The sequence below is a fragment of the Mycobacterium sp. 3-98 genome, assembly GCF_035918355.1.
In the GTDB taxonomy this organism is placed as follows: domain Bacteria; phylum Actinomycetota; class Actinomycetes; order Mycobacteriales; family Mycobacteriaceae; genus Mycobacterium; species Mycobacterium intracellulare.
Map to the genome: position 1 here is coordinate 3267917 of NZ_CP142360.1, position 15127 is coordinate 3283043.

Consider the following 15127-nt stretch of genomic DNA (forward strand, 5'->3'; position numbering starts at 1 on the left):
TCGCCTTCGGGAAGGTTATCGCCCTTCCCCGGGGCGCACCCGAGCGGAGGTCGCCGAGCCCGGCTCAGCCGACGACGTCGAAGACCGCGGCAGCGGAGGTGACGGCCTTGTCGGCGTTGCCTTCGTCGTGCAGCAGCATTCGGACGCCGACGCGCCCGGGCCCGCCAGGATGCGCGGTGCCCTCGACCCGGAATGGACCCACCTTGCCGCGCGACATGAACATCACGTGCCAGCTCACGACCTGCAGCTTTCTGCTTCCCGCGACCGCGGCGGCCAAATCGATTGCGGCGGTCTCGAGAACGACGTGCTGGGGTCCGATGTGCAACGCCGCATCCGGTGACGCGAGTTCGGTGCTGAGCTCGGGCAGGACCCAATGGCCGTCGCCGCGACGGCTGGCGCCGAAGGCCCGCCACAGCGGCGGCAGATCCGGTGAGTCCTCGATCACCAGCTCCGTGCCCGAAACATCCATCCTGTCCAGGCCTTCGGGCGGGATGCCGATGATCGCTCCCTGCCCCTCGTTGAAGGCGATCACGCGCTGCGGGTTATCGGCGTCGACGATCGTGCAGCGCCCGTAGCCCATGGTGCGGCCCTGGTGCACGATGCCCGACCCGACGATCTCCACCCGCGTCACGTCGTAGCCGGGGTCGACGATCTGTACCGACGCGATCACCGGGTTGGGCACGGCGACCATGTCGGTCTGACAACCCTCCGGGGAGGAAATGGCCAACGGCGCCACCATGATTCCGCCCGCCTCGTTGCGCATGTCGCGGCGGATGGTGACGGTGTCGTCGGTCTCGCCGAGATTCATCGACGAGTGTTTGCGGCCGATGTAGCGGTAGCTCAGCAGGCCCGTCCAGCGTCGGTACAGTTCGTCGCGGTAGGCGTCGGTGTCCCCCGCCAACTCTCGGATGTCACGAAGCTGGTCGCTCAATTCCGTTCTCCTCCCGGGCTTTTGCCGCGTCGCACCTGATTGAACGGCACGCCCCGGTCATCGGCGCGCTCGCGCGGAAAGTTCAGCACCCGCTCGCCGATCACGTTGCGCGCCATCTCGGTGGTGCCACCGCCGATGCTGGCGGTCTGCCGGCCCAGATAGCGCGTCCCGATGTCGAGGAGTGCGCCGTCGTCCGCGACCACGGCCGACGTCCCGGTCACGGCAAGGGCGGTGTCGGTTTCCACGTCGTGCACCGCGGCCATGGAGAGCCGGATGATCGATCCCGCGGCTGGCGGCAGGGCGCCGCCGGCGACGGCATGAAAGACGTGCTCGCTGAGCTGGCCGTGGACCGTGCGGTGAACCAGGGCCCGACCGATCATCTCCCGGACCCGCTCGCTGTCGTGCTGGTCGGTCTTGTCGACCAATGCCAGCAGGTCGACCGAAACATCTTCGGCCTCAGCGATTCCCGGCCCGCTGGTGTACTCCGAACCGTCGCCCATGCTGCGGCGCTCGTGGTAGAGCTGGCGCGACGCAACCTCCCAGCCCTTGCCCGGCTCGCCGACAACGGCGTCATCCCCCACGTCGACGTCGTCGAAGAACTCTTCGCAGAACTCGATCGACCCGTTGACCTGTTCAACGCGGTTGATCGTGATGCCGGGATGCCGAAGCGGCACCAGGAACATCGTGAGACCGTCGTGCTTGGGCACGTCCCAGTTGGTGCGGGCCAGGCACAGCCCGTAATCGGCGGCGAATGCCCAGGTGCTCCAGGTCTTGGCGCCGTTGATGATCCACCGGCCGTCGCGGCGTTCGGCGCGGGTGATGACGCCCGCCAGGTCCGATCCCCCGCTGGGCTCCGAGAGCAGCTGCACCAGTACCTCGTCGCCGCGCAGCGCGGCCGGGATGTGGGTTCGCTTTTGCTCCTCGCTGCCCATATCGAGGATCGTGGCGCAGCAGATGGCGAAGGACGGGACGTTGAGCAGAAGCGGCGTCTCATAGCCGAGCGACTCGGCGTCAAAGGCCTTCTTGTATTCGTAGCTCAGCCCCAGGCCGCCATACTCACGCGGGAAGCAGATGCCGGCGAATCCGCCCTCCCACAGGAGCTTCTGCAATTCGCGGGCCCGGTGCCAGGCCGGCAGCTGATCTCGCTGAAGCGACACCGCCTCGGCCGGATCGAGTCGCGGCATGTTCGCGGCGAGCCAGGCCCTGGCCCGGCGCCGAAATTCCTCGACCGACTCGGAAGTCACCGGCTGGCCTCTCACTCGACCGTCGTCCTTGTGCTGGGCGACTGTACAGCAACGGCGACGGCGCTGTACAGGTGGCGCCCTACGACCTGTTCAGGTCGACCGCGGCCCGAATGAGCGCCGTCAACGCCTTCTCGTCGATCGTGTCGCCCTCGTGGAAATCGATTGCGCGTCTGGTGTTGCCCTCGAGGCTCGAATTGAACAGACTCGCGGGATCCTGCAGCGACGCCCCCTTCGCAAACGTCATCTTCACGACGTTCTTGTACGTCTCGCCAGTGCAGATCATCCCGTCGTGATACCACACCGGAACGCCACGCCACTTCCACTCTTCAATTACGTCGGGGACGGCCTCCTTGATCAGTTGCCGGATCCGGGCGAGCGTCTCGCCGCGCCAATCCCCCAGTTCCTCGATCCTGGCATCGATCAACGAGGCGGGAGATTTGGCTGCGGCTTCGTGCTTGGAGTTGGTCATCGCGGTTCGCTTTCGTTCAGGCTGTCGCTCGCCGGACCGTATCAGGGGAGGTGAATCGTCGGTCGGGTGCAACGACCCCGTGTCCAGCGGCGAGTTCGACCGCAAGTAGTCTGCCGTCGACCAACATGACCGACACACATCCCTTCGACGAAGCCGTCCGCCTCGACACCGTCAGCGCGGACGTCCGACGCGGTCGCACGCACGCGGAGTGGGCCAACATGGTCGGGCCATTCGGCGGGATCACGGCCGCCGTCATGCTGGCCGCCGTCGAAGGGCAGCCCGACCGCATCGGCGAGCCGCTCGCCCTGACCGTCAACTTCGCCGCACCGATCGCCGACGGCGACTTCGACATCGCGCTTCGGGCCGCGCGCACCAACCGCACCAACCAGCATTGGATTGTCGAGCTCAGCCAGGATGGGGTGGTCAAGACCACGGCGACCGCGATCTTCGCGATCCGGCGCGAGAGCTGGGCCGACACGGAAGCGCACCCGCCGAGCGCGCCGGCCCCGGAGCAGTTGTCCGCCGTCGATCCGGGCCTCGTGCGATGGACCGGCCTCTACGACACGCGCTACGTCGAGGGGGCGATGCCCGGCAAAGGCGGGGACCCCAGCCCCTCTTCGACCACCACGCTGTGGGTGCGCGACCGCGCGCGCCGCCCGGTCGACTACGCGGCGCTCGCGGCGCTGTGCGACATCTTCTACCCGCGGGTGTTCCTGCGTCACGGCGGCTTCCTCCCGTCCGGAACGATCTCACTGACCACGTACTTTCACGCCGATCAGCAGCAACTCGAGGCCGTCGGAGACGACTTCGTGCTGGCCACCGCCCACGCCAACCGCTTCGCAAACGGCTATTTCGATCAGAGCGCGCAGGTGTGGACCCGGGCGGGCGGACTGCTGGCCACCACACATCAGATCGTCTACTTCAAGGGCTGACAGGTTTACACTTCGCCAGTGAAACGTCACGCCGGGGCCCTTACGGGCAGAATCGAGCCGCAATGACAGAGCGCGCGGAAAACCTGGTCACCGACGGCTTGCCGGCGATCGAGTCCATCAAGCAGCTCAAAGCGCGCTACTGCCGCTACCTGGACACCAAGGATTGGGCGGCCTGGCGAACGATCTTCGCCGACGACTTCGTCAGTGACACCTCCGAAGCGGGCGGCAAGGTGATCGCCGGCGCCGACGACTTCGTCGCCTTCACCCGCCAGGCCCTGGGCCGACCCACCCAGGCCACCGCGCACCAGGTGCACACCCCCGAAATCGAGTTCACGTCGGCAACGACGGCGCGTGGGATATGGGCGCTGCAAGACGTCGTTCGGTTCGGGCCCGGGGCAACCTTGGTCGGCTACGGCCATTACCACGAAACCTATGAAAACGTCGCGGGCCGATGGCTTATCAAGAGCTCCAAGCTAACTCGGCTCCGCGAGGACATCGTGACCCCGCTATTCTCGATTTACGTGTCCCCCCGAATCCGCACGGCGATCGCCAAGATCGCCGGCCGGCTGATGGATCGGTGACGCGTCGTGGCTGTCGACACCGTTCTGGTCACGGGCGCATTCGGACAAGTCGGTAGGCGCTGCACGCAGCTCCTGCTCGACCGGGGGCACACCGTCGTTGCGATGGATCTGCGCAACGACAACACCGTGACCGTCGAGAAAGAACTGGCCGCCGCGGGCCAATCCGGGACGCTGATCCCCGCCTACACCGATCTATTGGACGCCGACGCGGTGCGTGATCTGGTTGCGGCCCACCGTCCCGGGGCCGTCGTCCACCTGGCCGCCATCGTCTCTCCGCCGTCGTATCGCAACCCCGCATTGGCCCGGCGCGTCAACGTCGGCGGCACCGAGAATCTCTTGGCCGCCTGCGCCACGCTCCCGCGCCCACCGCTGTTCCTCATGGCGTCCAGCGCAGCGGTGTACGGATCGCGAAATCCCTTCCGCCAGCCCGAGCGGATCACCCCGGATACCCCGGTGAATCCCATCGATCAATACGGCCAGGACAAGGTGCTTGCCGAGGCGGCGATCCGTGCCAGTGGCCTGCCCTACGCGCTCTACCGGCTCGCGGGTGTCATCTCGCCGGACACCCAGGCCGGTATCAACGGTGACTACCTCGTCCTGATGCGGTCGATGCCGAGCGATAACCGCATTCACGCGGTGGATGCGCGCGACGTGGCACTGGCGTTCGCCAACGGCGTCGACCGCGAAACGGCCATCTCCGGCAAGGTGTTGCTCATCGGCGGCAACGAGACGTATGTGATGCGGCAGCACCGGCTGCAAGACGACCTCATGACCGCGGCGGGGCTGGGCCCGCTCGGCCCCTCGGCCGGCCTGCCCGGCGACCCGGGCGACGATCGCGGCTGGAGTTTCACCGGCTGGTACGACACCACCGAAGCGCAGGCGCTGCTCGAGTTTCAAGAGCATGACTGGCAGCAGACGGTGGCCTGGCTCGCCGACTCGCAGGGCCCTGTGCGCAACGTGCTGCGGCTGCTTGGCCCGCTATTGCGGCCGATTCTGCGCGCCGTCTTCGTGGTGCAGCGCCGGCTGGAAGGGCGCGGCCCCTACGCCGACCCCTGGGGATTGATCGAAAAGAAGTACGGCACGGCGGCATTGGCCAGCGTCGACTAGCGCGCCGCAAACCAGACGGCGGCCTTACGGATGGAGTCCTCGACGGGTTCGGGCGTCCAGCCCAGTTCGCGGGTGGCCTTGGAGTGGTCCAGCGGCGACATCAGTTCGGCCATCCGGATTCCCGCGTAGGCGAACGGCAGGTCGCGGCCCAGCAGCCAAGCCGCCGCGTCGTTCACCCGCGCCCCGGCCCGCAGCACCGACATCGGGATGCCGATGCGCGGCGATCGCCTTCCGACGGCGGTGGCGGCGATCTCATGCAGCTCCCGGATGCTCATGTACCTGTCGGACACGATGTAGCGTTCGCCGTCGCGCGCGTGCTCGGCGGCGAGAAGCATTGCCCTGGCGGCGTCTTCGATGCCCACCACTTCGGACGAGTAATCGAAATAGAACGGAAAACGGCCCTTGGCGACCAGGGCGAGCAGCGCACCGTGCGGGGTCGGCGCCCAGTCGCCCGGCCCGTAGGTGGTGGAGATGCACATCGCCACGCCCGGCAGGCCCTTGTCCCGCGCGTACGACAGCAGCAGGTCTTCGCCGGCCACCCGCGCTTCGATGTAGGCGCCGCCCTGATCCCAGTTGTGCGGGTCCTCCTCGGTGACCGGCTTGCCGTCGCTGATCGCCAAAGAGCCTGTGGTGCTGGTGTATACGAATCTCTTCAGGTCGGCGCCCAGGGCCGCGTCCAGAACATGGCGCAGGCCCTCGACATTGGTGCGGAACAGCGGCGCCGGATCACGCAGCCACATTCTGGCGTCGACGACGCAGTAGTAGACGACGTCGCAGCGCGCCATCGCGGCGCGCAGCGCGGCGTCGTCGAACACGTCGCCGTAGCAGCGCTCGACGTCGAGATCGTCAATGCCCGCGGTGGAGCTGGTGTGGCGCACCATGACTCGCACGTCTTCACCCGCCGCCACCAGTTGCCGTGTGACATGTGATCCCAGAAACCCGCTCGCGCCGATCACCAGCTTCTTGTCGGCCACTAGCGGTCTATCCATGCCATTTGCGCCTGCGCGTGATGCCCTCCCACGGGTGGGGTGAGGCGATCGAGCCGCGCCAGTTGGTCCGGGGTCAGCTCTAGCGCGTCGGCCCCGACGTTTTCTTCCAGGCGGGTGACCCGTTTGGTGCCCGGGATGGGCACGATGTCGGGCCCTTTCGCGAGCAGCCACGCCAATGCGACCTGGGCCGCCGTGGCGCCGACGTCAGCGCCGATCTCGCGCACTTCGTCCGCGCATCGCAGGTTGTGCTGGAAGTTCTCGTCGAAGAACCGCGGATTGGTCTTGCGGTAGTCGCTGTCGGGGAGCTCCTCGGTGGAGCGGACCGTACCGGTGAGGAAGCCGCGGCCCAGCGGTGAGTAGGCGACGAAACCGATTCCCAGCTCGCGCAGCAACGGCAAGATCGCCGGTTCTTGGTCGCGCGTCCACAGCGAATACTCCGATTGGACGGCCGTGACGGGATGCACCGCGTGTGCGCGGCGGATGGTGTCGACGCCGACTTCGGAAAGGCCGATGTGCCGGATCTTCCCTTCGGAAACCAGCTCGGCCAGCGCGGACATCGTTTCTTCGATCGGGGTCTGTCGGTCGAGGCGATGCTGGTAGTACAGATCGATGTAATCGGTTTCCAGCCGCCGCAGCGAACCGTCCACGGCCAGGCGGATATTGGCGGGGCTGCTGTCGAGCCCGTCGCGGCCCGTATGCGAGATGAGACCGAACTTGGTTGCCACCACCACCTGATCGCGACGGCCCCGCAGGGCACGCGCCAGAAGTTCCTCGTTGACGTAAGGGCCGTAAACCTCGGCGGTGTCGATCAGGGTGACACCCAGGTCGATGGCGCGATGGACGGTGCGGATCGATTCGGCGTCGTCGCTTCCGGCGCCGGCATAGGCGACCGACATTCCCATCGCGCCCAGTCCCAGGCGCCCGACCCGCAGCTCACCGAGTTGAGCCTGTTTCATGGCCCTTCTCCTCTTCTTGACGTGGTTCAGCGAAGCCTCGCTGAGCGCTGGACGGTACCGTGGCGCTGTGTCCCGCGTCGAGCTTCCCCCGATCTGATGGGCGGCGCAATCAGCCCGCGCCCGGCCCGCGATCTGGCGGTTGACTATTACCGCGTATCCGGAGTGGTGCTGATCGTGCTGGGACACTGGCTGGCCGGGTCGGTGACCTACCACGACGGACAGTTCGGCCGGCAGAACCCGCTCGTCGACATGCCCTGGACCCAGTGGCTGACCTGGCCCTTCCAAGCGGTTCCGACGTTCTTTTTGGTGGCGGGTTACGCCGGCGCGGTGTCGTGGACGCATCGGCGCGACACCGGCGGAGTCTCGCGCCAGACCTGGTTACAACACCGGCTGGCCCGGGTGCTCGGGCCGACCGCGGCGTACACCGCGTTGGTGTCGGTGGCGGTGGTTGTGCTGGGCGCGTGCGGTGTCGCGGGTTCGGTGCTCGAGTACGCCGGCTGGGCGGTGGCGATGCACCTCTGGTTCCTGGCGGTGTATCTGGTGGTGGTGTCGCTGACGCCGGTTGGGATTGCCGCACACCGCCGTTGGGGCCTTCGGGCGCCCGCGGCGCTCGTGTTGGGGGTCGCGGTCGTCGATGCCGCCAGGCTCAGCACTCACGTGCATTACCTCGACTGGCTGAACTACCTGTTGGGCTGGGGAGCCCTGTATCAGCTCGGAATCGCCTGGCGCGGTGGGCTATTGACGGGCCGCAGGCCCTGGTTGCTGGCCGGTGCCTCGGCGGCGGGCCTGGCGGGGTTGATCTGGCTGCGGGTCTATCCGGTCAGCATGATCGGCGTTCCCGGCCAGACCATCGACAACACGACACCGCCTACCGTGGCGCTGATGGCCTTTGGTGGCGCGCAAACGGGCATCGTCGTGGCGCTCGCGCCCATGCTCAACCGCGCGCTGCGCGCGGCCCGCGTCGAGCGGGCTCTGTCCATCGCGAACAACAACATCATGGCCCTCTATCTGTGGCACATGATTCCCGTCGTGATCGTGGCGATCGTCGGGTATCCGACCGGACTCTTGCCGCAACTTCCGGAAGGAAGCGCCGCCTGGTGGCTGGCCCGGCTGGAATGGGTGGCCATCCTCAGCGTCGTGACGGCAGCCGAGATCGCGCTGTTATGGTGGGCGCGAAGGATTTTCGCCGCTCCCCTGCCACTGCTCGGTGTCCCGCTCAGCGAGCGCCGGGCCGAGCCCGTGATGCTCACCGGCGCCGCGATGACCGCCTACGCCCTGGCCGTGGTCGCCGCCAAGGGCTTCGCCCCAGACGGGCGGTTTCCGTGGGTGATCGCGGTGGTCTTCGCCGCCGGGGCGCTCTTCGCGGCGTTGCGCCCCACGGCCCACCGCACGAACGCTCTATGACGACGCCGCCAGTCAAATTTGGCGGTGCTGCAGCCGCGCGATGATCCAGAACGGCAGCGCCACGAAAACCGTACCCCCGATGAGGTTGCCGACGGTGGTGACGCCGATGTTGGTGAGCAAGCCGTGCGCACCGAACCCCCAGCCGATCGCGCCGCGGGGCGCGCTCGGATGGAAGAGGTTGAGCAACAACGGAAGACCGAGGAATCCGACATTGGCGATCACGTGCTGGGTACCGCCGATCACGAATGCGAACGGGCCATAGAACGCGAACGTCATCCTGGCGACGTCGCTGCGGGCCTTGAAGAACATGCACATCGAGGTCTGCAGGAACCACGTGCAGACGACGGCGAGCAGGAGCGCGGTCCAGAAGGGCTGGCCCGCCTTAAGGGTACCGACGGTCGCGGCGCGCTCGGCGAAGGCGCCCAGGTAGGGACCGCCGGCCGCGGCGCAAATGGTGACGAATATCAGTGCGCCGGCGATGTTTCCGACGAGTCCGACGGTCACCAGGAGGGCGTAGTTACCGACGCTGAGCGTGCGTTTGAGCACGGCGAGGAAACCGGCGGCCATGTCCGCGGTGATCAGCGACATGCCCGACACCAGGATGAGGACGAAGGACATGCCGAACGCCAGGCCCATCAACAGGCTCGCCACCCCGGGCGTCTTGACGCCGGTACTGACCACCAGGGCCAGCAGTGCCCCGAACGCCACCATCACGCCGCCGACCAGGGAGCGCATCAAAAAGGCCCACGGATGCGCGGCTTTTTCCACTGCCATGGCCGCTACCCGATCCACCATCGCTCCCACCGTCAGCGGCTCGAAGGGATCCTCGGGCGCGCGGTCGGTGGTGACGACGCCGGTGGGCAACGCGGTGACCGTGCCCGCCGTTGCCGAGCTCGGCAGCGGCTGCGCTGGAGCGTTGATGGTCATCCGTGTTCGCCTTTCCGTAAGGTGTTGATCGCGTGGAGGACTCCAGAGACGTGGTCCTCGGTGAGGCGCTCGCCGTCGAAGACGTGGCTGAGCAGGATCTTGAGGTCGAGCATCTGTTGCAGGTAGACCAGGCACGGGGGGCATTCGTCGAGGTGCTTGGCCACGATCGGTCCCCATTGCCGCGGGTCGGAGTCGACGAGGTCGTCGACCAGGCGGACGAAGTCGACGCAATCGATGGCGGGGACGGTGTTGTCGTGAACGGTCATCGTTGATACCGCTTTTCCAGTTCGTTTCGGAGATTTCCGCGGGCGCGGTACAGCAGCGCCCGCTGCGCCTCGGCGGTCAGATCGAGGAGCTCGGCCGCCTCGCCGGCGGGGGCGCCGACGATGTCGCGCAGGATGACCAGTTGCCGTTGCCTCTCGGGCAAGGCGTCCAGCGCCGCACGGACGTACCCGACGAGTTCGCTTTGGACCGTGTGATCTTCCGGCAGAAAGCGGCGGGACGGCGGCTCGCGCCAGTGTCCGGCATCGGGGTGGCCGTCGGGGTGCATGCGGCCCGATAGCGGGTCAGCATCCGCGGTCGCCAGCATCTCGTGATGACGGATCCGCGATTCCCGGCGCCGGTGGCGCGACGCGGTGTGCTTGACAATCCCGAACAGCCAGGTGCTCACCGACGAGCGCCCCTGGAACGAATCCGGCGATTGCAGCACCTGCACCCACGCCTCCTGCACGGCTTCTTCGGCGACGGCCGGCGAATCCACCATGGTCCGGGCGAAATTCACCATGGGGCGGTGGTAGTCGCGCACCAGGCTGGCCAGCGGAACCCCGCCGACCAGCCGTGGTGATCGGGTGCCCTCGGGCGGCACCGCCACCGGGGTCACCATCGGTCCATGCTCAGGCGCATCGGGCCAACTCCCAGCGCAGCTGGCCCTCGGACGGCGACTGGACGGGGATGAACGCGGCCTCCCGGTAGCGGCGACTCACCGAGGTCCGGCTCGCATATCCCTTCCCACCAGCGGTTCGCATCTCCAAATCAGTGCTGGCGCTGGATAATTCGGCCGCGGTGAGCCTCAGCGACAGCAGCTCTTTCTTGGCCGGCGACCGGGGGCCGCCCACCGCGGCGGCCAAGTGGGCCAACGTCGCCTCGGCGTCGGTGAGCCTTTCGCAGACGCGGTCGACGTCGGTGCCGAACACCGCGTTGACACCGCCGAGCCCCAGCCTGGCCTGCTCGATTGCCGCCCTGGCCAGTCCCAGACACATCGCCGACTGCAGCACAAGGAAAGTCGGGCGGACCGCGGGCAAAAAGCCTTCGAAATCGCGCGACAGCACCTGGCCGTCGGGCACGTGAGCGGCGTCCAGGTTCAGATACGACGAGGCCGTGCTCCCCATAGCCAACAGATCGAAGTGCTCACCCAGGATCACCCCGGGTGTGTCCAACGTCAACGCGACGATCAATCTCTCGCCGGCATCGGTGCGCACCGCCGTCACCATGGTCGAGTCGGGGTAGAGATTGCTGGCCCACCTGATCGGGCCGGACACCCGGTAGCCGCCGGCCACCGGTGCGGCGGTCAACTCCACGCTGCCACAGCCCGCGGCCTCTTTGAACGCCGCGGCCATGCCGGTGACTCCCAGCACGGTTCCCGAAAGCAGCCGGTCGGCGGCGGCCGCGCCGAACGGTGTTGCGGCCGTGAGCAAATACTCGACCGCCATGCGATGGGCCCACAGCGAAAAGCCTGTGCTCATGCACGTCCCCGAGATCAACCGGATCACCTCGGCCATCGCCGGGAGCCGGCCGTCGGCGTTGGCCGGGGCGCCGATGCCGAGCAGACCGGCCTCCCCCAGCGCGGTGAAGCTGCGGCGGGACCGGTGCTCGCCGCCGTCCAATGCCGCGGCGTGCGCCCGAATGTCTTCCAACAGGCCGACATCCAGCCGGCCGGCCGCGGGATCCAGGGTCGCCGTCATTTCGCCACCTCCTGCGCCTGCTCGGCGGAGTGTTGCCACGCGTAATCGAGGAACTTGCCGTCGAATGTGACGACGACTCTGTCGCCCTGGGGGTGCGGACGGCGCTGCACGCTGAGCTGAAAGTTGATCGCGCTCATGATGCCGTCCCCGAATTCTTCATGGATGAGTTCTTTGATCGCCGGACCGTAGACCGCCAGCGCCTCGTGGAACCGGTAGATCGTCGGATCTTTCGCTATGGTCGCATCGGATCCCCGGTGCGGCATCATTTGCAGAACGGCCACCGCCTCCTCGTCGAGGCCGAGGAGCGACGCCACCGCCCGGGCGTCGCCGGCCGAGAGCGGATGCTGCCCGAGCAGCGCGGCAACGGTCCATGCCGGGTCCTTGCCGATGGTTTCGGCGATTTTCGCCCAGCTCAGTCCGTGCTTGACGCGGGCGAGCCTGATCGTCTCGGCAAGGTCGGATTTGGTCAATGTCTTTGCCATGGTTCTGGTTTGAGGTTGCGATGCTTATCCGGTGCGCAGCGTCGATTCGAGGCTCACCCGGTTGCGAAACGTGTTCACGACCGGCGACCACGCGATGGCGTTGTCGTGGATCTCCTTGAGCGTGGCTTCGTCGGCGTCGCCGGCGAGGCTCACCGTGCAACGGACCGCGCTGAACCCGAGGCGCTTTCGTTCGGGGGTGTCCCCCACACCCCACACCGCGGAGATGTCGATGTCGCCTTCCATCTCGACCTCGATTTTGGTGAGGGTCACGCCACGATGTGTGGCGTTGGCCAACAGTCCCACGGACACGCACGAGCCCAGCGCGGCCAGAGCGGTTTCGGACGGGTTGGGTGCCGAGTCGTCACCGAGCAGCGCGGGCGGCTCCCCCACCAGCATCGGCGCCAGGTCGCGGACGTAGGTCATGTTGCGAAATCCGGTCTCACACACCGTCTTGGCCTTGAGCGTTTTCTTGCCGCTCTCGGGGTTGGCCTTGGCGTTACACGACAGCCGGTCGAGGCCTTCGGCGTCGATGACGAGCGCGTCGGTCATGGGTGTTCTCCGTTTCTCGCTGATTGTGCGGTTTCACGGAGTTAGTGTTCGGCGGGCACCGATGCGTGACGGCGGGTGGGACTGATTTACCCGCGCGCCACGAAACGTCACATGGGTGAAACGCGGCGGCGCTCAGCGGCCGTCACGGCGCGGCGAAGTTTGCTCAGCGGAACAGGCTTTGCCCGATGTAGTGGCCTTCAGCGGGCGCGGGAGGAACCGCGAAGATAGCTGATCCGATGTGGCGGATGTATTCGTTGAGTAGGTCGTGGGCGCCCAGGCGGTTCTGCAGGCGGATAAAATCTTGCGGATCGTTTTGGTAGGAGATGAACAGCAGACCGGCGTTGAGTTGGCCGTTGGCGTCCAGACCGTCCGTGTAGTTGTAGGACCGCCGGCGGATCATGATGCCGTCGTTGTTTTCGCGGGCGGCCAGGCCGACGTGGGACATCGGATCGATGAGCGGGTTGCCGTCGGCGCCCTTGGCGGTGAAGTCGGGTGTATCGAATTCGGCCTTGCCGCTCAGCGGTGCGCCTTCGTCCTTGGTTCGGCCGAAGATCCTCTGCTGGTTGCCGATCCGGTCGACGTCCCATGTTTCGAGCAGCATTCGGATCTTGCGGACGACCTGGTAGGTCCCGCCGTTCATCCAGGGCTGGTCGCTGTTATCGACCCAGACGAATTTGTGGTATTCGGCGTCGGTGGCGACATTGCGGGTTCCGTCTTTGAATCCCAACAGGTTTCGCGGTGTGTGCTGGCCCGGACCTGCTGAGGCGCGGCCGAATCCCAGCACCGCCCAGAACGGGGAGACGATGTTGCGCCCGAGCCGGGCCAAGTTGCGCACGGCGTGGTAGCAGACCTGGGGGTCGTCGGCGCACGCCTGCACGGACAGGTCGCCGCCGTGCAGGCGCGGATCGAGGTTGTCCCCGTCGAGCGGTGGCAGGTCGGTGAATCCGGTGGGGCGTCGCGCGGCCAGTCCGAATCGGTCACCGAACAGTGCCGGGCCCAGGCCGATGGTGACGGTCAGGCTGGCCGGGCTCAGCCCGTAAGCCTCCCCCGTGTCGGCGGGCGGCTGCACATCGACCTGCGGCTGCACGGTACCGACCGGCTTCCCCTGCTGCAGGATCGCGGCCGCGGCCGACCATCGCGCCAACAGGGTTTGCAGCTCGGCGCGGCCGGCGCCGGCGGCCAGGGAGAACGACATGAACATGGCGTAACGCTGTGGCGGCGTGTCGATTCCGCCCTGGTGCGTCTGCCCGTAGAACGGGTAACTGCGACGCAGGTCGACGGTGTCGTCGTCATCGCCGCGCTGTCCGGCCGCCATCGCATGCCCGGCGAGGCCTCCCCCGACGGCACCGAGGGCCGCGCCGCCGAGCCCGGCCAGCATGGCGCCGCCGAGCGCGCGCCGGCGCGACACCGCTGCCGAGTCCGGCTGTGCCCCAATGCCGTCCGGGCCGTCGTCGGCCAAACCGGTGCTGTCGTCGGTCACGATCAGCCGCCCGCGACGACTTTTTGGGCGACGGTGGACAGGCTCTGATGGAGCGGCTGGATGACCGCGGTCAGCTTGGGCGCATCGCTGGCCTTCAGCGCGGGGGTGTAGGTCCGGTAGCCGCCCAGGGCGGTGGGGTCGCGGTACCCGTCGAGCGTGGCGAGCACGTTGCGAAACTGCTGATCGATCTGCTTGACGAGATTGGCGTCGATCCTGTCCAGGCCCGGGCGCAGCGACGCGTACGCCTGCTGGGCGCCTTCGACGTTGCCCGAAAAGTCCAGCAGGTCAATGTGACTGAACGCCTCTTCCTCGCCGGTGATCTTGGTGTTCTGGATCTCTTCGATCAGGTCGCTGGCGCCGTTGGCCAAGTCCTCGGGTTTATACGTCAGGGTGGTGATGATGCCGTTCAATTTGCCGACGTTGCCGACCAATTCGGTGCTGAACGCCTTCGTTGCGGGGGTGATCGCCCCGCCCTGCCACAGGTCACGCTCGATGGCGTGGAAACCCCTCCACCCGACCTTGGCGTCGACCGGGGTGGACTCGCGCATGTCGATCAGATAGTCGAGGCTGCCGGCATTGTCACCGACCGCATAGCCTGGCAGCACGAAGCCCTCGACGGTGGACTCCGAACGCTCCCAGAACAACCGGGCTTTGGCGTAGGACGTCTTCGCGGCGTCGAGGTTGCCCGACTGCACCGCGGCGTCGAGGACCTTCACGCCGTCGTTGAGTTGGGCGATCTGATTGACGACGTAGGCCGCGTAGTCCTTGGTGCCCTCGCTGAGGATGCTGGCCACGGTGCCCGTCGGCGTCGCCGGCGCGGTACCCGTCACCGTCAGGGTCTGGTATTCGGTGCTCGCCCCCGGGCAATAGAGCTGGTAGGCGCCGCCGTCCAGCGTGACGGTGAACGACACCGGGTCCAGGCCCGGCGCAAGGTTCTCCTTCTCGCCGATAATCCGCTGGTCCCTGAGCAACTCGACTTCGTTGATCCCGGGGGCGTTCGCGTTGGCCACCGTGAAGGTCACCGGGCCGGCGGGCACGGTGGCGGTGTCCAGCGCGCAGCCGTCCTTGCCGGCGTCGTTGGTCATGGTGACCTTGACGGCGCGGGTGCCGCCCGG

The 15127-nt window shown here is 67.2% G+C and carries 17 protein-coding genes; 4 read left to right on the plus strand and 13 right to left on the minus strand.

Annotated features, from left to right (window positions below; translation table 11 throughout):
* Positions 1 to 64: 64 nt before the first annotated feature.
* From QGN30_RS15560 to QGN30_RS15570, 3 genes are all read right to left on the minus strand, one after another.
* Complete coding sequence (locus QGN30_RS15560) at positions 65 to 931, minus strand: hypothetical protein (protein WP_095562699.1); 867 nt, start codon at positions 929 to 931, stop codon at positions 65 to 67.
* The gene (locus tag QGN30_RS15565) at positions 928 to 2175 is read right to left on the minus strand and encodes an acyl-CoA dehydrogenase family protein (protein WP_095562698.1); all 1248 of its coding nucleotides are present in this window, start codon (positions 2173 to 2175) and stop codon (positions 928 to 930) included. The genes QGN30_RS15560 and QGN30_RS15565 overlap by 4 nt, the downstream gene beginning before the upstream one ends.
* Positions 2176 to 2254: 79 nt before the next feature.
* The gene (locus QGN30_RS15570; protein WP_095562697.1) at positions 2255 to 2644 is read right to left on the minus strand and encodes a DUF1801 domain-containing protein; all 390 of its coding nucleotides are present in this window, start codon (positions 2642 to 2644) and stop codon (positions 2255 to 2257) included.
* 125 nt (positions 2645 to 2769) lie between these two features.
* On the opposite strand from QGN30_RS15570, the gene QGN30_RS15575 reads away from it, so the two are divergent.
* From QGN30_RS15575 to QGN30_RS15585, 3 genes are all read left to right on the plus strand, one after another.
* Positions 2770 to 3576 carry an acyl-CoA thioesterase gene (locus QGN30_RS15575; protein ID WP_014384661.1) on the plus strand — a complete coding sequence of 269 codons (807 nt, stop codon included), beginning with the start codon at positions 2770 to 2772 and terminating at the stop codon, positions 3574 to 3576.
* A 62-nt stretch (positions 3577 to 3638) separates the two neighbouring features.
* Positions 3639 to 4157 carry a nuclear transport factor 2 family protein gene (locus QGN30_RS15580; RefSeq protein ID WP_095562696.1) on the plus strand — a complete coding sequence of 173 codons (519 nt, stop codon included), beginning with the start codon at positions 3639 to 3641 and terminating at the stop codon, positions 4155 to 4157.
* Between the two features lie 6 nt (positions 4158 to 4163).
* Positions 4164 to 5264: an NAD-dependent epimerase/dehydratase family protein gene (locus QGN30_RS15585; protein ID WP_038536215.1), complete on the plus strand. Its 1101-nt coding sequence runs from the start codon at positions 4164 to 4166 to the stop codon at positions 5262 to 5264.
* On the opposite strand, the gene QGN30_RS15590 is transcribed toward QGN30_RS15585, so the two are convergent.
* Positions 5261 to 6238, minus strand: coding sequence for an NAD-dependent epimerase/dehydratase family protein (locus tag QGN30_RS15590; RefSeq protein WP_038536213.1), 978 nt, complete (start codon positions 6236 to 6238; stop codon positions 5261 to 5263). The genes QGN30_RS15585 and QGN30_RS15590 overlap by 4 nt on opposite strands.
* Complete coding sequence (locus QGN30_RS15595) at positions 6238 to 7209, minus strand: aldo/keto reductase (RefSeq protein ID WP_014384659.1); 972 nt, start codon at positions 7207 to 7209, stop codon at positions 6238 to 6240. Before QGN30_RS15595 ends, QGN30_RS15590 begins: the two co-directional genes overlap by 1 nt.
* Before the next feature lie 96 nt (positions 7210 to 7305).
* Here QGN30_RS15595 and QGN30_RS15600 point away from each other — a divergent pair, with 96 nt between their 5' ends.
* Positions 7306 to 8613: an acyltransferase family protein gene (locus QGN30_RS15600; RefSeq protein WP_038536211.1), complete on the plus strand. Its 1308-nt coding sequence runs from the start codon at positions 7306 to 7308 to the stop codon at positions 8611 to 8613.
* A 12-nt stretch (positions 8614 to 8625) separates the two neighbouring features.
* Here the strand turns inward: QGN30_RS15600 and QGN30_RS15605 are convergent, their stop codons facing one another.
* The 8 genes from QGN30_RS15605 to efeO form a co-directional block, all read right to left on the minus strand.
* Entirely contained in the window at positions 8626 to 9540 is a 915-nt protein-coding gene (locus tag QGN30_RS15605; RefSeq protein WP_038536208.1) for a formate/nitrite transporter family protein, read from the minus strand.
* The gene (locus QGN30_RS15610; protein WP_008256475.1) at positions 9537 to 9806 is read right to left on the minus strand and encodes a hypothetical protein; all 270 of its coding nucleotides are present in this window, start codon (positions 9804 to 9806) and stop codon (positions 9537 to 9539) included. The genes QGN30_RS15605 and QGN30_RS15610 overlap by 4 nt, the downstream gene beginning before the upstream one ends.
* On the minus strand, positions 9803 to 10423 hold the full coding sequence (locus QGN30_RS15615) for an RNA polymerase sigma factor (protein ID WP_038536205.1): 621 nt from the start codon (positions 10421 to 10423) through the stop codon (positions 9803 to 9805). The genes QGN30_RS15610 and QGN30_RS15615 overlap by 4 nt, the downstream gene beginning before the upstream one ends.
* Before the next feature lie 10 nt (positions 10424 to 10433).
* Positions 10434 to 11501: an acyl-CoA dehydrogenase family protein gene (locus tag QGN30_RS15620; protein ID WP_038536202.1), complete on the minus strand. Its 1068-nt coding sequence runs from the start codon at positions 11499 to 11501 to the stop codon at positions 10434 to 10436.
* A complete protein-coding gene (cynS, locus tag QGN30_RS15625; RefSeq protein WP_014380078.1) occupies positions 11498 to 11983 on the minus strand; it encodes a cyanase in 486 nt (161 codons plus the stop codon). The genes QGN30_RS15620 and cynS overlap by 4 nt, the downstream gene beginning before the upstream one ends.
* Positions 11984 to 12007: 24 nt before the next feature.
* A complete protein-coding gene (locus QGN30_RS15630) occupies positions 12008 to 12532 on the minus strand; it encodes an OsmC family protein (protein ID WP_038536200.1) in 525 nt (174 codons plus the stop codon).
* Between the two features lie 163 nt (positions 12533 to 12695).
* A complete protein-coding gene (efeB, locus tag QGN30_RS15635; protein ID WP_038536198.1) occupies positions 12696 to 14012 on the minus strand; it encodes an iron uptake transporter deferrochelatase/peroxidase subunit in 1317 nt (438 codons plus the stop codon).
* Between the two features lie 2 nt (positions 14013 to 14014).
* The gene (gene efeO / locus QGN30_RS15640; protein ID WP_416366861.1) at positions 14015 to 15097 is read right to left on the minus strand and encodes an iron uptake system protein EfeO; all 1083 of its coding nucleotides are present in this window, start codon (positions 15095 to 15097) and stop codon (positions 14015 to 14017) included.
* Positions 15098 to 15127: the final 30 nt, after the last annotated feature.

Excerpts from the sequence above, each read along its gene's own strand:
- QGN30_RS15595 (WP_014384659.1), bottom strand. The coding sequence starts at position 7,209 with ATGAAACAGGCTCAACTCGGTGAGCTGCGGGTCGGGCGCCTGGGACTG.
- QGN30_RS15580 (WP_095562696.1), top strand. The coding sequence starts at position 3,639 with ATGACAGAGCGCGCGGAAAACCTGGTCACCGACGGCTTGCCGGCGATC.
- QGN30_RS15605 (WP_038536208.1), bottom strand. The coding sequence starts at position 9,540 with ATGACCATCAACGCTCCAGCGCAGCCGCTGCCGAGCTCGGCAACGGCG.
- QGN30_RS15570 (WP_095562697.1), bottom strand. The coding sequence starts at position 2,644 with ATGACCAACTCCAAGCACGAAGCCGCAGCCAAATCTCCCGCCTCGTTG.
- QGN30_RS15600 (WP_038536211.1), top strand. The coding sequence starts at position 7,306 with ATGGGCGGCGCAATCAGCCCGCGCCCGGCCCGCGATCTGGCGGTTGAC.
- QGN30_RS15615 (WP_038536205.1), bottom strand. The coding sequence starts at position 10,423 with ATGGTGACCCCGGTGGCGGTGCCGCCCGAGGGCACCCGATCACCACGG.
- efeO (WP_416366861.1), bottom strand. The coding sequence starts at position 15,097 with ATGACCAACGACGCCGGCAAGGACGGCTGCGCGCTGGACACCGCCACC.
- cynS (WP_014380078.1), bottom strand. The coding sequence starts at position 11,983 with ATGGCAAAGACATTGACCAAATCCGACCTTGCCGAGACGATCAGGCTC.
- QGN30_RS15630 (WP_038536200.1), bottom strand. The coding sequence starts at position 12,532 with ATGACCGACGCGCTCGTCATCGACGCCGAAGGCCTCGACCGGCTGTCG.
- QGN30_RS15610 (WP_008256475.1), bottom strand. The coding sequence starts at position 9,806 with ATGACCGTTCACGACAACACCGTCCCCGCCATCGATTGCGTCGACTTC.
- QGN30_RS15620 (WP_038536202.1), bottom strand. The coding sequence starts at position 11,501 with ATGACGGCGACCCTGGATCCCGCGGCCGGCCGGCTGGATGTCGGCCTG.
- QGN30_RS15575 (WP_014384661.1), top strand. The coding sequence starts at position 2,770 with ATGACCGACACACATCCCTTCGACGAAGCCGTCCGCCTCGACACCGTC.